At 73.6% G+C, this 18,282-nt stretch carries 17 protein-coding genes; 7 read left to right on the top strand and 10 right to left on the bottom strand.

Annotation, left to right across the window (positions count from 1 at the left end; genetic code table 11):
* Window positions 1-41: 41 nt before the first annotated feature.
* On the top strand, window positions 42-3,047 hold the full coding sequence (gene secA / locus ACOJUI_RS11335) for a preprotein translocase subunit SecA (RefSeq protein ID WP_422115064.1): 3,006 nt from the start codon (window positions 42-44) through the stop codon (window positions 3,045-3,047).
* A 16-nt stretch (window positions 3,048-3,063) separates the two neighbouring features.
* Here the strand turns inward: secA and ACOJUI_RS11330 are convergent, their stop codons facing one another.
* Together ACOJUI_RS11330 and ACOJUI_RS11325 are read right to left on the bottom strand one after the other, a co-directional pair.
* Window positions 3,064-3,465: an Rv3235 family protein gene (locus ACOJUI_RS11330; RefSeq protein WP_422115063.1), complete on the bottom strand. Its 402-nt coding sequence runs from the start codon at window positions 3,463-3,465 to the stop codon at window positions 3,064-3,066.
* Window positions 3,462-4,343 carry a LysM peptidoglycan-binding domain-containing protein gene (locus tag ACOJUI_RS11325; protein ID WP_422115062.1) on the bottom strand — a complete coding sequence of 294 codons (882 nt, stop codon included), beginning with the start codon at window positions 4,341-4,343 and terminating at the stop codon, window positions 3,462-3,464. Before ACOJUI_RS11325 ends, ACOJUI_RS11330 begins: the two co-directional genes overlap by 4 nt.
* Before the next feature lie 190 nt (window positions 4,344-4,533).
* Here ACOJUI_RS11325 and ACOJUI_RS11320 point away from each other — a divergent pair, with 190 nt between their 5' ends.
* Complete coding sequence (locus ACOJUI_RS11320) at window positions 4,534-5,079, top strand: hypothetical protein (RefSeq protein ID WP_422115061.1); 546 nt, start codon at window positions 4,534-4,536, stop codon at window positions 5,077-5,079.
* Window positions 5,080-5,130: 51 nt separating this feature from the next.
* Here the strand turns inward: ACOJUI_RS11320 and ACOJUI_RS11315 are convergent, their stop codons facing one another.
* Window positions 5,131-5,370, bottom strand: a complete 240-nt coding sequence (locus tag ACOJUI_RS11315; RefSeq protein WP_422115060.1) for a helix-turn-helix domain-containing protein — start codon at window positions 5,368-5,370, stop codon at window positions 5,131-5,133.
* Window positions 5,371-5,627: 257 nt separating this feature from the next.
* Between ACOJUI_RS11315 and ACOJUI_RS11310 the strand changes: the two genes are divergently transcribed.
* Genes ACOJUI_RS11310 through ACOJUI_RS11300 form a run of 3 tightly spaced genes read left to right on the top strand, consistent with a single transcriptional unit; the run spans window position 5,628 to window position 7,940 of the window.
* On the top strand, window positions 5,628-6,269 hold the full coding sequence (locus ACOJUI_RS11310; RefSeq protein ID WP_422115059.1) for an SAF domain-containing protein: 642 nt from the start codon (window positions 5,628-5,630) through the stop codon (window positions 6,267-6,269).
* Window positions 6,266-7,480 carry an AAA family ATPase gene (locus ACOJUI_RS11305; RefSeq protein WP_422115058.1) on the top strand — a complete coding sequence of 405 codons (1,215 nt, stop codon included), beginning with the start codon at window positions 6,266-6,268 and terminating at the stop codon, window positions 7,478-7,480. The genes ACOJUI_RS11310 and ACOJUI_RS11305 overlap by 4 nt, the downstream gene beginning before the upstream one ends.
* A 13-nt stretch (window positions 7,481-7,493) precedes the next feature.
* Window positions 7,494-7,940 carry a DUF6912 family protein gene (locus ACOJUI_RS11300; protein WP_422115057.1) on the top strand — a complete coding sequence of 149 codons (447 nt, stop codon included), beginning with the start codon at window positions 7,494-7,496 and terminating at the stop codon, window positions 7,938-7,940.
* Between the two features lie 87 nt (window positions 7,941-8,027).
* Here ACOJUI_RS11300 and ACOJUI_RS11295 read toward each other — a convergent pair whose 3' ends face one another.
* On the bottom strand, window positions 8,028-8,528 hold the full coding sequence (locus tag ACOJUI_RS11295; protein ID WP_422115056.1) for a DUF2505 domain-containing protein: 501 nt from the start codon (window positions 8,526-8,528) through the stop codon (window positions 8,028-8,030).
* Between the two features lie 141 nt (window positions 8,529-8,669).
* Between ACOJUI_RS11295 and ACOJUI_RS11290 the strand changes: the two genes are divergently transcribed.
* Window positions 8,670-10,163: a sensor histidine kinase gene (locus ACOJUI_RS11290; RefSeq protein WP_422115055.1), complete on the top strand. Its 1,494-nt coding sequence runs from the start codon at window positions 8,670-8,672 to the stop codon at window positions 10,161-10,163.
* A gap of 102 nt (window positions 10,164-10,265) precedes the next feature.
* On the opposite strand, the gene ACOJUI_RS11285 is transcribed toward ACOJUI_RS11290, so the two are convergent.
* Window positions 10,266-10,514 (bottom strand): WhiB family transcriptional regulator, encoded by a 249-nt coding sequence (locus tag ACOJUI_RS11285; protein WP_422115054.1) that lies wholly within the window; start codon window positions 10,512-10,514, stop codon window positions 10,266-10,268.
* 345 nt (window positions 10,515-10,859) lie between these two features.
* On the opposite strand from ACOJUI_RS11285, the gene ACOJUI_RS11280 reads away from it, so the two are divergent.
* Window positions 10,860-11,312: a hypothetical protein gene (locus ACOJUI_RS11280; protein WP_422115053.1), complete on the top strand. Its 453-nt coding sequence runs from the start codon at window positions 10,860-10,862 to the stop codon at window positions 11,310-11,312.
* Window positions 11,313-11,377: 65 nt separating this feature from the next.
* Here ACOJUI_RS11280 and ACOJUI_RS11275 read toward each other — a convergent pair whose 3' ends face one another.
* The 5 genes from ACOJUI_RS11275 to ACOJUI_RS11255 all read right to left on the bottom strand — a co-directional run bounded on the left by ACOJUI_RS11275 (window position 11,378) and on the right by ACOJUI_RS11255 (window position 18,113).
* Window positions 11,378-13,894 carry an FtsX-like permease family protein gene (locus ACOJUI_RS11275; protein ID WP_422115052.1) on the bottom strand — a complete coding sequence of 839 codons (2,517 nt, stop codon included), beginning with the start codon at window positions 13,892-13,894 and terminating at the stop codon, window positions 11,378-11,380.
* Entirely contained in the window at window positions 13,894-14,640 is a 747-nt protein-coding gene (locus ACOJUI_RS11270; protein ID WP_422115051.1) for an ABC transporter ATP-binding protein, read from the bottom strand. The genes ACOJUI_RS11275 and ACOJUI_RS11270 overlap by 1 nt, the downstream gene beginning before the upstream one ends.
* Before the next feature lie 142 nt (window positions 14,641-14,782).
* Window positions 14,783-15,472 (bottom strand): response regulator, encoded by a 690-nt coding sequence (locus ACOJUI_RS11265; protein ID WP_422115050.1) that lies wholly within the window; start codon window positions 15,470-15,472, stop codon window positions 14,783-14,785.
* On the bottom strand, window positions 15,469-16,884 hold the full coding sequence (locus tag ACOJUI_RS11260; protein WP_422115049.1) for a sensor histidine kinase: 1,416 nt from the start codon (window positions 16,882-16,884) through the stop codon (window positions 15,469-15,471). Before ACOJUI_RS11260 ends, ACOJUI_RS11265 begins: the two co-directional genes overlap by 4 nt.
* Before the next feature lie 68 nt (window positions 16,885-16,952).
* Window positions 16,953-18,113: a YihY/virulence factor BrkB family protein gene (locus tag ACOJUI_RS11255; RefSeq protein ID WP_422115048.1), complete on the bottom strand. Its 1,161-nt coding sequence runs from the start codon at window positions 18,111-18,113 to the stop codon at window positions 16,953-16,955.
* Window positions 18,114-18,282 lie beyond the last annotated feature (169 nt).

The following is an 18,282-nucleotide window of genomic DNA, read 5'->3' as shown; positions in this document are numbered from 1 at the left end:
GCCGTCCGCGAGGACGTTTCAGAGAACTCTTGGGAGCACGAGTGGTCAACCTCTTCGACAAGATCCTGCGCGCCGGCGAAGGCCGGGAAGTGCGCCGGCTCGAAGCCATCGCCGAGCAGGTGGGCGAGGCCGAGGACGTCTTCACCGCCCTCACCGACGAGGAGCTCCGCGCGGAGACCTCCCACTTCCGCGAGCGGCTCGAGGACGGCGAGACCCTCGACGACGTGATGGTCGAGGCCTTCGCGGCGGTGCGCGAGGCCGCGCACCGCACCCTGGGCCAGCGCCCCTACGACGTGCAGATCATGGGCGCCGCGGCGCTGCATCGCGGCCGGATCGCCGAGATGAAGACCGGTGAGGGCAAGACCCTGGTCGCGACCCTGCCCGCGTACCTCAACGCGCTGGCCGGCCGGGGCGTGCACATCGTGACCGTCAACGACTACCTCGCCGGGTACCAGAGCGACCTGATGGGTCGCGTCTTCCGCGCCCTGGGCATGACCACCGGCGTCATCACCTCGGGGATGACCCCGGCCGAGCGGCGCGAGCAGTACGCCGCCGACATCACCTACGGCACGAACAACGAGTTCGGCTTCGACTACCTGCGCGACAACATGACGCTGACGCCCGAGGACCGGGTCCAGCGCGGCCACTTCTTCGCGATCGTCGACGAGGTCGACTCCATCCTCATCGACGAGGCGCGCACGCCGCTGATCATCTCCGGCCCCGGGGCGGGCGACGCCAACAAGTGGTTCAGCGAGTTCGCGAAGGTGGTCAAGCTCCTGCGCCGCGACCGCGACTACGAGGTCGACGAGAAGAAGCGCACCGTGGGCGTGCTCGAGTCCGGGATCGACAAGGTCGAGGACCACCTGGGCATCGAGAACCTCTACGAGTCGCTGAACACGCCGCTGATCGGCTTCCTCAACAACGCCATCAAGGCGAAGGAGCTGTTCAAGCGCGACAAGGACTACGTGGTGCTCAACGGCGAGGTGATGATCGTCGACGAGCACACCGGCCGCATCCTCGCCGGTCGTCGCTACAACGAGGGCATGCACCAGGCCATCGAGGCCAAGGAGGGGGTGAAGATCAAGGCGGAGAACCAGACCCTCGCCACGATCACCCTCCAGAACTACTTCAAGCTCTACGAGAAGCTCTCGGGCATGACCGGCACCGCCGAGACCGAGGCCGCGGAGTTCATGAACACCTACTCCCTCGGCGTGGTGCCGATCCCCACCCACCGCCCGATGCAGCGCGAGGACCAGGCCGACCGCATCTACCGCACCGAGAAGGCGAAGTTCGACGCCGTCGTCGAGGACATCGTCGAGCGCCACGAGAAGGGCCAGCCGGTGCTGGTGGGCACCACCAGCGTCGAGAAGTCCGAGTACCTCTCGAAGCTGCTCAGCGCCCAGGGCGTCGCCCACGAGGTCCTCAACGCCAAGAACCACGCGGGGGAGGCGGCGATCATCGCCATGGCCGGCGCCAAGGGCGCCGTCACCGTGGCCACCAACATGGCCGGCCGCGGCACCGACATCATGCTGGGCGGCAACATCGAGTTCATGGCGCATGCCGAGCTCGAGAAGCGCGGCCTCAGCGCCGAGGAGGACCCGGAGGCCTACGAGGCGGCGTGGGACGAGGAGCTCGAGCGCGCGCGGAAGGCCGTCAAGGAGCAGCACGACGAGGTCGTCGAGCTCGGCGGCCTGTACGTGCTCGGCACCGAGCGCCACGAGTCCCGCCGCATCGACAACCAGCTGCGCGGCCGCTCCGGCCGCCAGGGCGACCCGGGCGAGTCCCGCTTCTACCTCTCGCTGCAGGACGACCTGATGCGCCTGTTCAACTCCGGCGCCGCGGAGTCGCTGCTGGCGCGCGGCGGGGTCGACGAGTCGATCCCGCTGACCGGCCGGATGGTCTCCGGCGCGATCCAGCGGGCGCAGAACTCCATCGAGTCCCGCAACGCCGAGATCCGCAAGAACGTCCTGAAGTACGACGACGTCCTGACCAAGCAGCGCAGGAAGTTCTACGAGGAGCGCTCACGGATCCTCGAGGGCGAGGAGCTCGACGAGCCCATCGAGCGCTTCATCGAGGAGATCATCGGCGGCACCGTCGACGCCCACACCCGGGGCAAGCCCGCCGAGGACGTCGACCTCGACGAGCTCTGGGGCGCCCTGCGCCCGGCCTACCCGATCTCCCTGACCGCGGAGGAGCTCATCGCGGAGGTCGGCGGCAAGGAGAACCTCGAGGCGAGCGTGCTCAAGGAGGAGATCCTGGCCGACGCCCGCGTCGCGTACGAGAAGCGCCGGGAGGAGCTCGGCGAGGAGGGCCTGCACCAGCTGCAGCGCCGGGTGCTGCTGTCGGTGATGGACCGCCGCTGGCGCGAGCACCTCTACGAGATGGACTACCTCAAGGAGGGCATCGGCCTGCGGGCGATGGCCCAGCGCGATCCGCTCATCGAGTACGAGCGCGAGGGTCACCTGATGTTCAACGACATGGTCGCGGGCATCAAGGAGGACGTGGTCGGGTACATCTACCACCTCGAGGTGCAGGTCGAGAAGACCGAGCCGGTGGTGCCCCAGGCCGTCAGCGACCTGCTGCGCGGAGCGAGCGCCGCCGGCAGGGCCGTCGGGGCCACGACCGGCGGCGCGACGGCGACGCTCGCGAGCACGTCGACGGCCTCCGATGCGGAGTCCGCCGGCGCGAAGGGTCCCGACGCGGCCGAGCCCGCGGAGCACTCCGCGGCGAACGGCGCGGACGGCGCCGGCGACGAGGACGCCGACGAGCGGGCAGCGGCCCTCGCCGAGGAGCAGCGGGTGGTGCTGCGGGCGAAGGGACTGGACGACGGTCCCTCCGAGCGGCAGCTGCGGTACAGCTCCGCCGAGGGCAGCGGGGTCCAGGACTCCTCGACGCTCTCCCGCGCCCAGCGGCGGCGCCAGGCCCGTCAGGAGCGCAGTGCCACCGCGCCCCGGTCCGCGAGCGACGGGGACCAGGACAAGCCCGAGGGCGCGCCGCGCAGCGGCGAGAACCGCGCGCAGCGCCGCTCCGGCGGTCGCCGGCGCTGAGCCCGTCGGCCCGACGTCAGCCGATCTCCAGCACGGTCACCCGCCAGCCCGTGTGCCGCAGCTCCCACCGCATGGCCAGGAAGCGGGCCCGGTCGGGCTCGCGCAGGACGCAGCTGACCTCGACGGTGTGCTCGTTGACCACGCAGATGCGCTCCCCGGTGACCTGGAGCTGCCGCGGCGGCGCATAGCCGGTCGAGGCCCGCAGTCGTCGGGTCAGAGCGGCCCGACGAGCCAGGATCTGCCCCACCTCCGGGGTCACCACCCGTGCCAGGGCATTGACCGGGCGCATGTCCCGGATGATCTCCACGGCGCTGCGGGCCACCGGCGCGACCATGCGCGCCACCACCCGCGGATCATCGGGGGACAGGGGCTCGGTGGAGTCGCCGCGGGGGGATGGTCGCTGATCGGTGGTGGTCATGGCTGGTCCTGGGGGGTCAGTGGGGTGGGGACGGTGAGTTCCTGCCCGGGCAGGAGACGGTCCGGATCCGGGCCGATCAGGTCACGGTTGGCCTCGTGGAGCTGCGGCCAGGAGGCGGCGATCTCGGAGATGCCGTCGGGGGCGGGACCGAGCAGATCGTCCGTGATGCTCCACAGGCTGTCGCCGCGCTGCACGGTCACGGTGCGCGGGAGGGAAGCGGCCGGGGCGGGTCCCTCGGGGTCGGCGGGACCCTCGGGATCCGCGGGGCCGGTCGGCGCTGCGGGCGCCGAGGGGTCGGTGCCGACCGGAGCGGGCGGCTGCCCCCACCCCAGCGGCGGCAGCGGTGCCGCACGGTCGTCCGGGTCGCGGTCCCCGTCGGTCGATCCCGCCGCGGCGGCCTCGGGATCCGGGGCCGGGGCCTCGAGCGGAGGCAGCTCGGCCATCGGCGCGGGGAGGATCATCGTCTGCTCCGGACCGGGCGGCGTTCGAAGTTCGCTCGCCAGCGCCGGGACCAGCACCAGTCCGGTCGCGGTCGTGGCCACCGCGGCGCCCAGTGTCACCCGCCGGGCCAGGCGCGGCGCCAGCACCCGCAGGGCCGCGAGCAGCGCAGTGCCGGTGCTGCTCGCAGGTCCCGCGAGCAGCACCAGGGCACTCAGCGTCCACACCAGGGCCAGGTAGAGGCAGAGCAGGGCGCCGGCACCGGCGAGGGCGAGCAGCACCCCGGTGAGCAGTGCCGCCTCGCCGTGGCCGGTCAGGGCCGTCGGCGCCAGCGCGGCCCCCGCGGCGATCATGCCGGCCGTGCCCCCGGCCGCGATCACCGCGCCGAGCAGCGCGGCTCCCGGCCGTGCAGCCGGCGCCGCGGTGCTGTCGTCCTCCATGGGTCCGTCCTCCGTCCAGCTCGCCGTGCGGATCCTGTCGTTTGATGCAGAACGATGCAGTTCGACGTCATTGGACTGCATGTGCAGCAAACTACTGTGTGCCGCGTCACAGTGCAACGCTTCGCCGACGGGCTGTGGACGATGGTGGGGCGGGGAGGACCGGTCGGGCCGGGACGCCTACAGTGACCCCATGCGATTCGAGCGCTTCTTCGACGACCTCGAGGGACGCTTCGCGCATCACGAGCAGCAGGAGCTGCGCGCCGTCGCGGAGGACCTCACCCGGGCCGAGCGCGCGCAGCTCACCCTCGCCGATCGGCTGCGGGGCGCCGCCGGGCTGTCCCTGACCGTGCACGTCGGCGCCACGCTGCGCCTGGGCGGCGTGGTCGAGGACGTCGGCGCGGAGTGGGTCGCGCTGCGCGAGGAGCAGGGCGGTCAGCGAGCGGTGGTGCCGCTGTCCGCGATCGTCCTGGTGGAGGGGCTGTCCACGCGTGCCCGGCCCGTCGAGGCCTCGGTCCGTTCCCCGCTCGGACTGGGCTCGGTCCTGCGGGAGATCGCCCGCGACCGCAGCATCGTGCGCGTGGAGACGACCGCCGGCGGGCTGATCGGCCGGATCGCTGCGGTCGGGGCGGATGCGATGGACGTCCACTCCCTGCCGACCGGCGAGGTCGTGACGGTGCCGGGGTCCTCGCGCATCACCGTGGCGACGGCGTCGCTGCTGGCGGTGATCCCCCGCTGAGACGACCCGTCGGGCCGGTCCGGCGCCGGGCCGTCGGCCCGGACGCGGCGGTCAGCGCCGCTCGCGCTCCGTGCTCTGCTCGAGCTCGCGCTCCTGCTCGAGGAGGCGCGCCGTGGCGGCATAGCTGCGCTGGATGTAGTCCTCGATCTCGCTGGTCTCCACCCGCCACTGCCCGCGCCCGCCGACCTTGATGGCCCGCAGCTCGCCGGACCGCACCAGGGCATAGGCCTGCGACGCGGAGATCGACAGCATCTCTGCGACGTCGGACAGCGGGACGAAACGGGGCGCCATCGAGGACCCTTCCGATCGGGTGGAGCTGCTGATACCCCGCCATTCTGGCACCTCGCCCCGCCCGCCGGTGCGGTGGCGGCGGCGCTGTGGACGAGCGTTCCCCCGCGCGCACCTCCCGTCCAGCGCGGGTCCGGGCCGCGTCGGGCGGCCCCGGCCGTCCCCAATGATCGCCGTAGGGGTCCCATCGGGCGCCCCGCTGCCGTACCCTCCCCAGACAACCCGGCCGCACGGGCCGCGGAGCAGGGCAGGAGGATGCCGTGGGGGCGACCGCACCGGTGATGAGGCTGCGCAGGCCGCAGTGGAAGGATCCGCGGCTGATCGTCGGCATCGTGCTCGTGGTGGCCAGTGTGCTGATGGGGGCGCTGCTCGTCTCGCGCCTGTCCGAGACCACGCCCGTGCTCGTCGCCCGCTCGCCCGTGGTCCCCGGCGACGTGATCGATGCCGCCGACCTGACCACCGTCGAGCTCCGGCTCGGCGACCAGACCGAGCTCTACGTCGGCACCCTCGACGCCGTCCCCGAGGGAGCGGTCGCGACGCGCACCATCCAGGCCGGTGAGCTGGTGCCCGTCTCGGCGGTCGGCCAGGCGGGCGACGTCCCGCTGCGTCCCGTGGTGATCCCGGTCGACACCACCGTCGCGGAGTCCGTGACGCCCGGTGCCACGGTCGAGCTCTGGCACACGGTGCCCGCCACCGAGGACGGCGGCTCCGGGGAGGCGGCGCTGCTGGTCTCCGAGGCCGTGGTGCGGCGCATCGACGAGGGGAACTCGTTGGGGATGCGGTCGATGGCGGTCGAGGTGCTGGTCCCGGTCGGCAGCCTGGCCGACGTCCTCGAGGTGCTCTCGCAGGAGGAGCGGCTGGACGTGATCGGGGTCCCCGGAGCCCACGGGGTCACCCCGTGATCGATATCGTGCTGTGCGCCTCGGGCAGCGACGAGGTGCGGATCGTCCACGACCTCGCCATCGACGGGCGGGGCAGGGCGCGGGTGGTGCGCCGCTGCGCCGATCTCGCCGAGACCCTGGCGGTCACCGCGGCCGGCATCGGCGACGTGGTGCTCATCGACGTGTCGGTCCGCGGGCTGGGGCGGGACCCGATCGCGGCGATGATGCGGGACGCGGCGGTGGTCGGGCTGCGCTCCGGGGAGGACCCGCAGGCCACCGGGCTGGGACTGCGCCACGTCCTGCCCGGCGACGCCTCGATCGACGTGATCCTGGAGACCGTCACGGCGGCGGTGAGCGGCGAGCCGGAGTCGGCCGGCGCCTGGGTGCAGGAGGTCGAGCCGGCCGCCGCGGGAGCGCCGGGTCGGCTGGTCGCCGTCTGGGGGCCGGCTGGAGCGCCGGGGCGCTCGACCGTCGCGGTGAACCTGGCCGCCGAGGCCGCACTCGCCGGCACCGCGACGGTGCTCGTGGACGGGGACACCTACGGACCCGCGCTGAGCCAGATGCTGGGGGTGCTCGACGAGGCCCCGGGATTGGTCGCGGCCTGCCGGGCCCACGACCGCGACACCCTTGATGCGCAGACCCTCGAGTCCCTGCTCCCGCTGGTCCAGCCCGGACTGCGGCTGCTCAGCGGCATCGGGGTCCCCGGCCGCTGGGCCGAGCTGCGCCGCACCTCGCTGGACGGGGTCTGGGCGGCGCTGCGGCGCCGGGGCGGCCTGGTGGTCCTCGACGTCGGACCGGTCCTCGAGGAGGACGAGGAGCTGAGCTACGACACCGCCGCACCGCAGCGCAACGCGGCGGCGATCAGCGCGCTGGAGGCGGCCGACGCCGTCCTCGCCGTGGTCACCGCGGACCCGGTCAGCATCACGCGGCTGCTGCGGGACCACGCCCGGTTGCAGGAGCTCGGGGTACGGGAGCTGCAGGTGGTGGTCAACCGGGTGGGGGCGCCGATCCCCGGCCACCGGGTGCGGGACCTGATCGCCTCCCGGATCCCGGTCTCCGGACTCCACGTGCTGCCCGATGACCCGGTCGCCTGCCGCACCGCGGCCTGGGACGGCGCCCTGCTGGCCGAGGCCGCTCCCCGCTCGGCGCTGCGCCGAGGGCTGCGCGAGATCGCCGTCGCGCCCGCGCTGCTGGGGCAGGAGCTCGCGGCCGACGGGCCGGCGGGTCGGTGAGAGGATGGGAGCCATGAGGATCTACCTGCCGCTGACCGACCCGGACCGGCCGGTCCTCGAGAGCGCCGGTCGCGTGATCGACCTGGAGCGCGGCCGCCCGGGATGGGCCGTCACCGCCGAGGCCCGGGGCGATCGGCCCGGGCAGGACGAGGAGGACCTCGAGTACGAGGCGCTGCAGGATGCGGCGCACGTGGCGCTCCGCGCCGTCGGGTCCGCGTCCCGGGCGCTCGTGATCGCGGCCGACGTCCCCGACCGGGCGGTCGAGGCGGCCGAGGAGGAGGGCGGAGCCTTCGGGCTGCGACTGCGGGAGGCGTGCTCGGCGAGGATCGCGAGCTTCCACGTCACCGAGCTGGATGCGGCCTCCGCCGAGCAGGACGACACCGATCCCGCCCTGCTGTGGTTCGACGCCAGCGAGGGGACCGAGGCGCTGGCCTTCCTCGACGGCGCGCGCCTCGACTGAGCACCGGACGCAGCGGGTCGCGCCGGGGGCGGGGGACCCGCAGCGCCGTCCGGGATCCGGGGCGGCGCCCTCAGGCGGCCCCGCGGCTCACTCGGACTGCGCCTGGTACGTCGCCGCCGAGCGCTCCTCGGCGCGCAGCACCGTCGAGACGTAGGGCATCGCGGCCTTCTCGAGCCGGGCACCGAGCAGCGGCACCTTGGCGACCAGGTCGCCGTCGATCTCGACCCGGCTGCCCTGCTCGGTGGGGGACAGCCGCAGGGCGGCGGTCATGCCGGCGGGGGTGCCGACCACGTCGAGGGTCATGGTGCCGGTGCGGCTGCCGTCGGCCGCGGCTGCGGACCAGGCCTGCTCCTCGCGGATCGTGACGGAGGAGCCGACGAAGGGACGCACGATGTCCGGCACCCGGTCGGTCGGCATCATCAGCGTGGTGCGGACGGTGAACGCGCCGGCCGGATCGCCCTCGAGGGCCGACTCGGCGCTGCTGGCGCGGAGGGTCTGGCGCCGGACCTGGGCGTACCGGGGATCGGCGTACATGTCGGCGGCGGCCCCGGCCGACAGCGGGAGGTGCAGGGTCTCGCGAAGCTTCATCCTCGTCCTTCCTCGGAACTCGATGCGCCCAGCCTAGGGCAGGGACCGATCGTCGCATGCGGTCCGCCGACGGCGTCGTGCCGGGGCCCGCGGCGGGCAGCGGGTGCGCGGGGCAGGCGGAGCGACCCCTATCCTGTCGTCATGCCGAGCCTGTCCAAGTTCCTCGCCGACAACCGTGGTCTCTCCGAGAAGGAGCGGGACTGGTTGCAGCATCTCGTCGGCGACTGGAACCTGCTCTCCGACCTCCTGCGCGCCGATCTCGTGCTCTGGCTGCAGGCGGAGGAGGGGCCGCAAGCCGTCGCGCACTGCCGCCCCGCCACCGGCTCGACGGTCTACTACGAGGACCCCGTCGGGACGGTCCTCAGCGGCGAGGACGAGGGCCGGGAGATCGCGCAGCTGCTGGCCGGCGCCGAGCCCAACCGCACCAGCACCGCGATCCGGCGGGAGGGCCGCGAGGCGCTCGGAGCCCTGGTCCCGGTGCGCAAGAACGGGCGCACCCTGGCCGTCCTCGCCACCGAGGCCCCGGTCGAGGAGACGCAGCCCTCCGACAACCACCTGCGCCAACGCGCGCTGGGCACCCGCTTGCTGAGCATGCTCGAGGTCGGGGCGTTCCCCATCGAGGGCGCCGCGATCCCCCCGCGCCGCGGCGCACCCCGGGTCGGCGACGGTGTGGTCGAGCTCGATGCGGCCGGCGTCGTCCAGTGGACCTCGCCCAACGCCCGCTCGGCCTTCCACCGCTTCGGGATCGCCGGCGATATGGAGGGCATCACCCTGGCCGAGCTGTCCACCGAGGTGCTGCAGTCGCGCACCCCGGTGGACGAGTCCCTGCCGCTGGTGCTGATGGGGCGAGCGGCCTGGCGCTCGGACATGCAGGCGCGCGGCGGCACCCTCTCGCTGCGGGCGGTGCCGCTGACCGAGCGCGGCCAGCGCACCGGCGCGGTGATCCTGGTGCGCGACGTGACCGACCTGCGCCGCCGCGAGCGCGAGCTGATCACCAAGGATGCGACCATCCGCGAGGTCCATCACCGGGTCAAGAACAACCTGCAGACGGTCGCGGCGCTGCTGCGGATGCAGTCCCGGCGGATGAAGTCCGAGGAGGCGCGGGAGGCGCTGGCCGAGGCGATGCGGAGGGTCTCGACGATCGCGCTGGTCCACGAGTCGCTGCTGCAGGGCTCGCAGGAGGCCGTGCACTTCGACGACGTCATCGATCGCTGCCTGCGGCTCGCCGTCGATGCGGCGAGCGCGACCGTGCACCGGGCGGGGACGCCGCAGCAGGCCGATGCCCAGGTCGAGGTGCGCACCGAGAAGATCGGGCGGGTGGGGTCGATCCGGGCGGAGGAGGCCACCCCGCTGGCGCTGGTGGTCACCGAGCTCGCCACCAACGCCGTGGAGCACGGTCTGTCGGAGCGGGGCGGGACCCTCACCATCCGCAGCGAGCGCACCGGCTCGCACCTGGTCATCTCCATCGAGGACGACGGGGCGGGGATGGGTCGGGCGAAGCCGACGGGGCTGGGCACGAACATCGCCCTGACGCTGGTGCAGGGCCAGCTCGGGGGGACCCTCACCTGGGAGGACCGCCCCGGCGGCGGCACGCGGGCGACGGTCGACGTCTACCTGGACCCGCTCACGCTCTGAGCGGCGGGTCGCGCCCGGGGGCGGGGACGTCGTGGGGAGGGGCCGGGGCGCGGCCCCGGAGGTCGTCCTGCGGCGCCGGTCACCCGGGCCGCAGGACTTCGATCAGCCGGCGCGGCGGGCGCGGGCGTTGCGGCGCTTGAGGGAGCGGCGCTCGTCCTCGGACAGGCCGCCCCAGACGCCGGAGTCCTGGCCCGTCTCCAGAGCGAACTTGAGGCACGCGGTCATGACGTCGCACCGCTGGCACACCGCCTTGGCCTCCTGGATCTGGGTGATCGCCGGCCCCGTGTTCCCGATCGGGAAGAACAGCTCGGGATCATGGTTGAGGCACTCGGCACGGTGGCGCCAGTCCATCGTCACTCTCTCTTTCCAGAACGCCACGTCCCGCCCCGGAGGACGAGACGCGGCGAGGGTCGCTCCCTGATGGGGCGTTCTCGGGTCTCTGGCTCGTCCTCGCGGTCCGGGAGCGATGTGCCCCTGCGGGTTCCGTCGGCGTACGAGCCGTAGTCCATTCTCTGGGCAGGTCGCGGCGCCGACAAGGGTCTTCCCGGGCAAGCCTGGTGGCACTTCCCACACCCGCGGACGTCACCTCTGTGCAGGGGTGATGCCCGGCACGAAGCCGTTGCCAGCAGGCGCGGGGCATGCTCGTGGCACGGCGACCGGAGCGGGGCCGGGAGCCGTCGCCGCTACAGTTCCCCCATGCCCACCGCACCCCGTTCCGCCGCGCCCGGCGGCCCGCAGCCGGCATCCTCGCGCGGCCCCGCCGAGTCCGCGGACGCCCGCCGGCGCACCCGTCCGCTCGTCGCCGTCCTGCTTGGCCTGGAGGCGCTGCTGATCGCCGCCGTCGCGACCTACAGCTTCGTGGCCGTGGCCGGCGGCGTCCTCGACGCCCGGTTCGGCACCGGGCTGGGAGTGTTCCTGCTCCTGTTCGCCCTGGCCGCCGGGCTCGCCGCCCGGTCGATCCTGGTCCGCGGCCGCTTCGGCCTCGGCTACGGCATGACCTGGCAGTTCTTCCAGGCCCTAGTGGGAGCCAGCCTCATCCGCACCGGCCTGCTCTGGCAGGGCGGGCTCGCCCTGCTGCTGTCGATCGTGCTGTTCGTGCTGCTGGCGCGCCTGGTGACCTCGACCCCGCTGCCCAGCACCGAGGACTGACGCGGCGGTCGCCGACCCCGCCGGGGCTCCGCACCGGGAGCGGTGCGGAGCGCCGTTCAGGGCCCTCAGCCGGCGTCGGCCAGCGCCGCCGCCGGGGCGGTGCGGGCGGCCGCACGGCCGGGCAGCACCGAGGCGAGACCCCCGGCGACCACCGACAGCACCAGCACCAGCGCCAGCTGCGTCCACGGGATCGTGATCGCGACCGGGTAGGTCGACCCCAGCAGCGCCTGGATGCCCAGGACGCCGTACACGCTGCCGATCAGCAGCCCCAGCACCGCGCCGACGAGGGCGAGCAGCACCCCCTCCCAGGCCAGCATCGCCCGCATCTGCCGGCGGGTGGTGCCCAGCGCCCGCAGCAGGGCGTTCTCCCCGCTGCGCTCGACGACGCCCAGGCTCAGCGTGTTGGCCACCCCGACCAGCGCGACCAGCACCGCCACCGCCAGCAGGCCGACGGTGATGCCCAGCAGCACGGAGAGGATCTGCGCGTACCCCTCGCGCTCCGCGCCGCCGACGTCGGCCGAGGCCTCGACGTAGCCCTCCGCCGTGAGCAGCTCGTCGATGTCGTCGATGATGGCGAAGGCGTCGACGTCACCGCGCTCGGGGCTGCCCGGATCGGCGAAGTCGCCGAGCACGACGGGAGTGGCGGAGCCGCCCACGAGCCGGTCGAGGGTCCCGGGGGTCACCAGGGACAGCTGGAGGTTCGCGTCGACCTGCACCCGCAGCGGGTGGCGGGCACCGTCGGCGCCGGTCACCTCGAGGACCTGGCCGTCGGTGAGCCCGAAGCGCTCCGCGCGCTCCTGACCGAGCAGCACCACCCCCTCGCCCAGCTCCGCGGCCATGCCCGGCCGGTGGGAGGTCTCCCGCACCGCCTCCGGGGTCGCGCCGTAGAGGGTCATCGGCTCCTGGGCGCCCACCTCGATGTCACCGCGGGCGGCAGGATGGACGGAGGCGATGCCGTCGATCGCCGCGATCCGGGAGGCCGCATCCTCGGGCATCTCCTGGGCGGAGACGATCAGGTCGATCGGTCGGCGGGAGTCGAGCTCGGAGGTGAGGGTGGACTCCGCGGTGCGGGCGCCGACCGCCATCATCGTCATCAGCGTGGTGCCGATCAGCAGCGCCGCGATGGTGGCGGCGCTGCGCCGGGGGTTGCGGGCCACATTCGCGCCGGCGATCCGGGCCGGCACCGCGCCGATCCGGCCCACCAGGCGGGCGATCAGCGCGGACAGCGGCTCGGTCAGCAGCCGCAGCGAGACCAGGATGCCGGTGAAGCTGAGCACGCCCCCGGCGATCGCCAGCAGGATCCCGAGCGACGCCGGGCCGACCAGGGCCAGGGCGGTGCCGCCCAGCAGCGCGGCGATGCCGACGGCCCCGGTCAGCAGGCCCAGGATCCCGGCGGCGCCGAGTGCGCGGCGCTGGACCGGAGGGGCGGGGCGCAGCGCCTGCAGCGGCGCCACCCGGGTCGCGGAGCGCATCGGGGCCAGGCTCGCCAGCAGCGTGATCACCACGCCCGCCAGCACCGGCAGCAGCACCGACCAGAGGCCGATCGGCACCGGCAGGAGGCCGTCGAGCCAGCCCACCGCGGCGGCGCCGGCGAGGGCGGCCTGGACCAGCAGGTGCCCGCCAAGCATCCCGAGTCCCGCGCCGAGCAGCCCGACCACCAGCGACTCGCGCAGGACCACCCCGCGCACCTGCGAGCGGGTCGCGCCGAGGGTGCGCAGCAGGGCCAGGCTCCGGGTGCGCTGGGCGATCGTCACCGCGAAGGTGTTGGCGATGACCACCGCGCTGGTGAACAGCGCGATCACCACGAACACCCCGAGCAGCATCCCCAGCGCGCCGAAGCCCCGGGTGATCTCGGTGGCGGCCTCCGCCTCGGCCTCGTCGATCGTCCGCACCGTGAGGCCGTCCGCGCCGGTGGCCGCAGCGGCGACAGCGTCGGGATCGGCGCCCTCGGGGACGCTGGCCAGCCAGACGTCGGTCACGGTGCCCTCGGAGGGGCCGGCCAGTGCCGGCAGGTTCTGGGGGGTCACCAGCAGGCGGGAGCTGCCGCCGAAGGCGGCCCCGGGTGCGGGGGCCGCGATCCCGACGACCGTGTAGGTGATCTCCTGGCCGGTCATGGACGAGCCCGCGGGCAGCCTCACGCTCCCGCCGAGATCGACCTGGAGCGTCTCGGCGGCGCGCTCGTCGAGCACCACCTCGGTGGCGGTGGTGGGCACGGTGCCCTCGCTGAGGAGCGCGGCGCCCTCGTCCCCGGGCGGCAGCATCATGGCGACCAGGAAGCTGCTGCCGGCCCGGGGACTCTGCAGCTCGACGTAGAACTGGAGCATCGGCCACACCGCGTCGGCCCCGTCGACCTCGGGGGCCGGCAGCGGGGCCTGGGCCTCCCAGTCCTGCTCGGCGACGGGCCGCTGGATCTCGAGGTCGGCGCCGTCGTAGCGCTGGGAGGCCTGGGCGCTCAGGGAGCTCTGCACGAGGCTCCCGGCCAGCACCATCACGGCGACGAAGGCGCAGGACAGGGCGATGGTCAGAGCAGCAGCGAGGTGGCGCCGCAGGGGAGTGAGCTTGACGGAGGTGCGGTGCGTCATCAGCGCCGCCCCCGCAGGTCTCGCAGATCTTCGTCCGCGGCGATGCGGCCGTCGGCGAGGGTGATGATGCGGTCGGCGCGCTCGGCGGCCTCCCGCTCGTGGGTGACCATGACGACCGTCTGCCCGAACTCGTCGACCGAGAGCCGCAGGAAGTCCAGGACCTCCTCGGTGGTGAGGGAGTCGAGGTTGCCGGTGGGCTCGTCGGCGAAGACGACCGCCGGGGAGGTCACCAGGGCGCGGGCGATCGCCACCCGCTGGACCTGTCCGCCCGAGAGCTGGGAGGGCAGGTGGGTGAGGCGGTCGGCGATGCCGAAGGCGGCGGTGAGCGTGTCGAGCCAAGCGCGGTCGACCCGCGCTCCGGCGAGCTCGAGCGGCAGCACGATGTTCTGCTCGGCGCTCAGCATCGGCAGCAGGTTGAAGGACTGGAAGACGAAGCCGATGCGCTCGCGCCGCAGCACGGTGAGGTCGTCGTCCGCCAGGCCGGTGATCTCGGTGCCGTCCAGTCGGATGGAGCCCTGGTCGACCACGTCGAGCCCGGCCAGCACGTGCAGCAGGGTCGACTTGCCCGAGCCGGAGGGGCCCATGATCGCGGTGAAGGCGCCGCGCGCGATCTCGAGATCCACCGCGTCCAGCGCCGTGACGGCGCCGGCGCCGGTGCCGTAGGTGCGGGTGATGCCGCGGGCGACGAGGGCAGGGCCGCGGTCGGCGGGAGGGGTCGGGGGAGCGGCCGGCAGTGCGGTGGTCATCGGTGTCCTTCAGGAGGAGGTGGTCGGTCATCACCGATCATCCCCACCGGCCCCGGCGCGCGTCGTCCGCCTGCGGTCGCGCCGGGCCGGGCCCTGCTCCACCCGAGGACCAGGGGCTGTCATACCCCGGTCGGATGCGCGCTCAGTCGCTGCCGGGGGTGACCAGCCCGGTCTCGAAGGCGATGATCACGGCCTGCACCCGGTCCCGGGCCCCGAGCTTCGCGAGCACCCGGCCCACATGCGTCTTCACGGTCGCCTCGGCCACGAACAGCTCCGCCCCGATCTCCCGGTTGGAGTACCCGCGCCCCATCAGAGTGAACACCTCCCGCTCGCGCTCGGTCAGCGGATCCAGCACCGAGGTGTCCCGGTCGCGGGGGGCGGGGGCGCTGACCACCCGCTCCAGCAGGCGCCGGGTGGCCGACGGGGCGATCACCGCATCGCCCCGGTGCACGGTGCGGATCGCCCCGAGCAGGTCCTCGGGCTGGGCGTCCTTGAGCAGGAAGCCGCTGGCACCGGCCCGGATCGCGGCGACCACGTACTCGTCGAGGTCGAAGGTGGTCAGCACGATGACCTTCGGGGCCCTGTCCGCAGGGGCCTGCGCGAGCACCGCGGCGGTGGCCTCGATCCCGTCCATGCGGGGCATCCGCACGTCCATCAGCACCACGTCCACGGTGCGTCCGCGCAGCTCCTCGACCGCGGCCGCGCCGTCGGAGGCCTGGGCGACGACCTCCATGTCGTCCTGGGAGTCGATCACCATGGCGAAGCCGGCGCGCACCAGCGGCTGGTCGTCGACCAGGGCGATGCGCAGCGGGCGATCCGGGGGACGGTTCATCGGGTCTCTCCTGGGGACGGCGGGGGCGGGGCGGGCGCGGCGGCCGGTGCATAGGGATCGGGCATCGGGGCGGCGGGGGAGTCCGGAGCGGAGGGCGCGTACGGGTTCGCGGCCGGTGCCGCAGCGGCCGGCGCCGTCGGGCCCGCGGAGGACACCGACGCGGCAGGGGTGGCCGGGAGCCGGGAGCCGTCCAGCGGCACCGTCGCCAGGACCCGGTAGCCGCGGCCGGGAAGCGGGCCGGCCTGCAGGGAACCGCCGAGCACGGACATCCGCTCGCGCATGCCGGTGATCCCGTGGCCCTGCCCGTCGCCCGGCGCCGCGCCGCCCTGCCCGTCGTCGACGATCTCGACCGCGAGCAGCTGCGGGGTGCGCCGGATCCGCACCGCGGCGTGCGCCGCCGGGCCGGCGTGCTTGAGCACATTGGTCAGCGATTCCTGGACCAGGCGGAACAGCGACAGTCCGGTGGCCGGGGGGAGGTCCTCGAGCGGCCCCTCGAGGGTGAGCGAGACCTCCAGGCCGGCGGCGCGCACCCGCTCGACGAGCTCGGGCAGCATCTCCGGGCCGGGCTGCGGTCCGAAGCTGGTCTCGTCCTGCTCGCGCAGCACCCCCAGCAGGGAGCGCATGTCGGCGAGCGCCGCCCGTCCGGTCTCCCCGATCGTGCCCAGCACCTCGACGGCCTGCTCGGGCTTCTGCGCGGCGACGAAGCGGCCGCCGTCGGCCTGCGCGATGATCACCGAGAGCGAGTGGGCGACCACGTCGTGCATCTCCCGCGCGATCCGCGCCCGCTCCGCGGCGACGGCCAGCGCGGTGCGCTGCTCGCGCTCCCGGGCGGCCTGTGCGGCGCGCTGACGGGTCAGGTCCAGCTGCCGCACCCGGGCCCGCTGCAGGTTCGCCAGCGCCCAGATGGCGACCACGGTGATGGTGCCCACGATCCCCAGGCCGACGAAGGTGGTCAGCGCCTCGAGGGCGCCCCCGTACTGGCGCCGCAGGGACAGGACCGCCCAGTAGGAGGCCTGGGTGAGGACGCCGAGGAACCCGGCTCCCAGCCCCAGGGCGTGGACCAGCGGGCGGCCGTAGGCGATCGCGCAGAACATGGCGTAGAAGGTCATCACGTCGCCGAGCACCACTGGAACGTTGACTAGCACGTGCACCAGGGCGAGGGCACCGATCACGAGCACGCCGGCGCGCGGGCGCACCCGGCACAGCGCCCCGGCGGCGACCATCGGCACGGTGAACACGATCCACCAGCCGGCGGCCCCCGACAGCAGGCCGAGGACGAGGATCATGAGGGCGGTGGCGCCGAAGGCGATCGCGTCGACCGTGCCCGGGTTCTCGATGATCCAGCGGAACGGGTCGCGGAACCGGGCGCGCCCGGTGGGCGCGACCGGTTCGGCCTCCGGGCTGGTCGTCATGCCCCCGAGGGTACGGGCGGCGGGGTCCCGGGCGCGTCAGACCCCGGTCGGATCCCGCGCCGCACCGGTCAGGAGTCCCGGGTGGACCGGCCCGTCCGCTTCGCGTCACCGGACGGCGCCGCGGCGTCGCCGGGTGCGGTGAGCCGGTACTCCTCGCTCGTGTACGCCTCGGCGTCATGGTGGAGGTTCCGCAGGCGGATGTCGCGGCCCGCGTCGACGATGTCCTCGCGCTTGTCCGCGGCCTTCTCCGCGGCCTTGGTCTCGCGCATCGGCAGTGTCAGCGACTCCTCGGCGGGCTTGCCCGCCTCGAGCTCGCGGGCCCGCTCGAACTCGGCGTCCACCTCGGCGCCCATCACGACCACGATGTTGACCACCCACAGCGCGAACAGCACGGCCATGATGCCGCCGATGGCGCCGTAGCTGGAGTAACCGGCGACGGTGCTCATGTAGATCGACACCGCGACCACGGCGAGCGCGATGCCGAGGATCGCGAAGACGCCACCGGGGGAGATGAAGCGGTAGGGCTTGCTGACGTTCGGCGCTCCCCAGTACAGCAGCGAGATCAGCGCGAAGGCGATCACCAGGATCACCGGCCATTTCACCCAGGCCCAGATCGGCAGGAACGTCTCGGTGAGGAAGATCAGGGTGCTCTCGGCGCCGATGGCCGAGGCGATCGGGCCCAGCACGGCCTCCACGATCGACTGGTTCAACAGCACCGAGACCATCACGATCAGGATGCCGACGATGAGCGCCACGGTCAGGGCCAGCATGGTCCCGGTCATCTTCACCACGCCGCGCCCCTCGGGCACCTCGTAGATCTGGTTCGAGACCCGGCCGTAGGCCTTGATGTAGGCCGACGCCGACCACAGCGCGGTCGCGATGCCGACGATCAGGGCGATGGTGCCGCCGGTCGCGGAGCCCAGCAGGGAGTTGACCGTGGAGCGGACGGCCTCCTCCGCGCCCAGATCGCTGCTGCCTGCGGCGGAGTTGATCGTCGAGACGATCAGCTCAGCGATCTCGTCCTTGATGTCCGAAAGCAGCAGCGTGGCCAGCGAGAACACGGCCAGCAGGGTCGGCGCGATGGACAGCACCATGAAGTAGGTCAGCTTCGCGGCCTGATCGGTGCCGCCGTCGCGGGTGAACTCGGTCAGCACCCGCCTGGCCATGTACTTCACGGTGGTGCCGCTGAGGTGGGCGCCGTCGTCCTGCGCAGAAGAGTGGTCGGCCATGAGGACGCTCCTGGTGACGGGTCGAATCCGGGGAGGGGTGCGCCGTCATCCTGCCATGGGCGGGAATCGGGAGGGTTGTCCACAATTCCTCCGCGCGGCGGGCGCGTCGCGACGAACTGTGCCTACAGTGACCCTCACGATGCGATCTGCATCACACCCTGCTGGGGTC

The sequence above is a fragment of the Brachybacterium sp. UNK5269 genome, assembly GCF_049266655.1.
Taxonomy (GTDB): domain Bacteria; phylum Actinomycetota; class Actinomycetes; order Actinomycetales; family Dermabacteraceae; genus Brachybacterium.
This window is presented reverse-complemented; position numbering and strand designations above follow the sequence as displayed.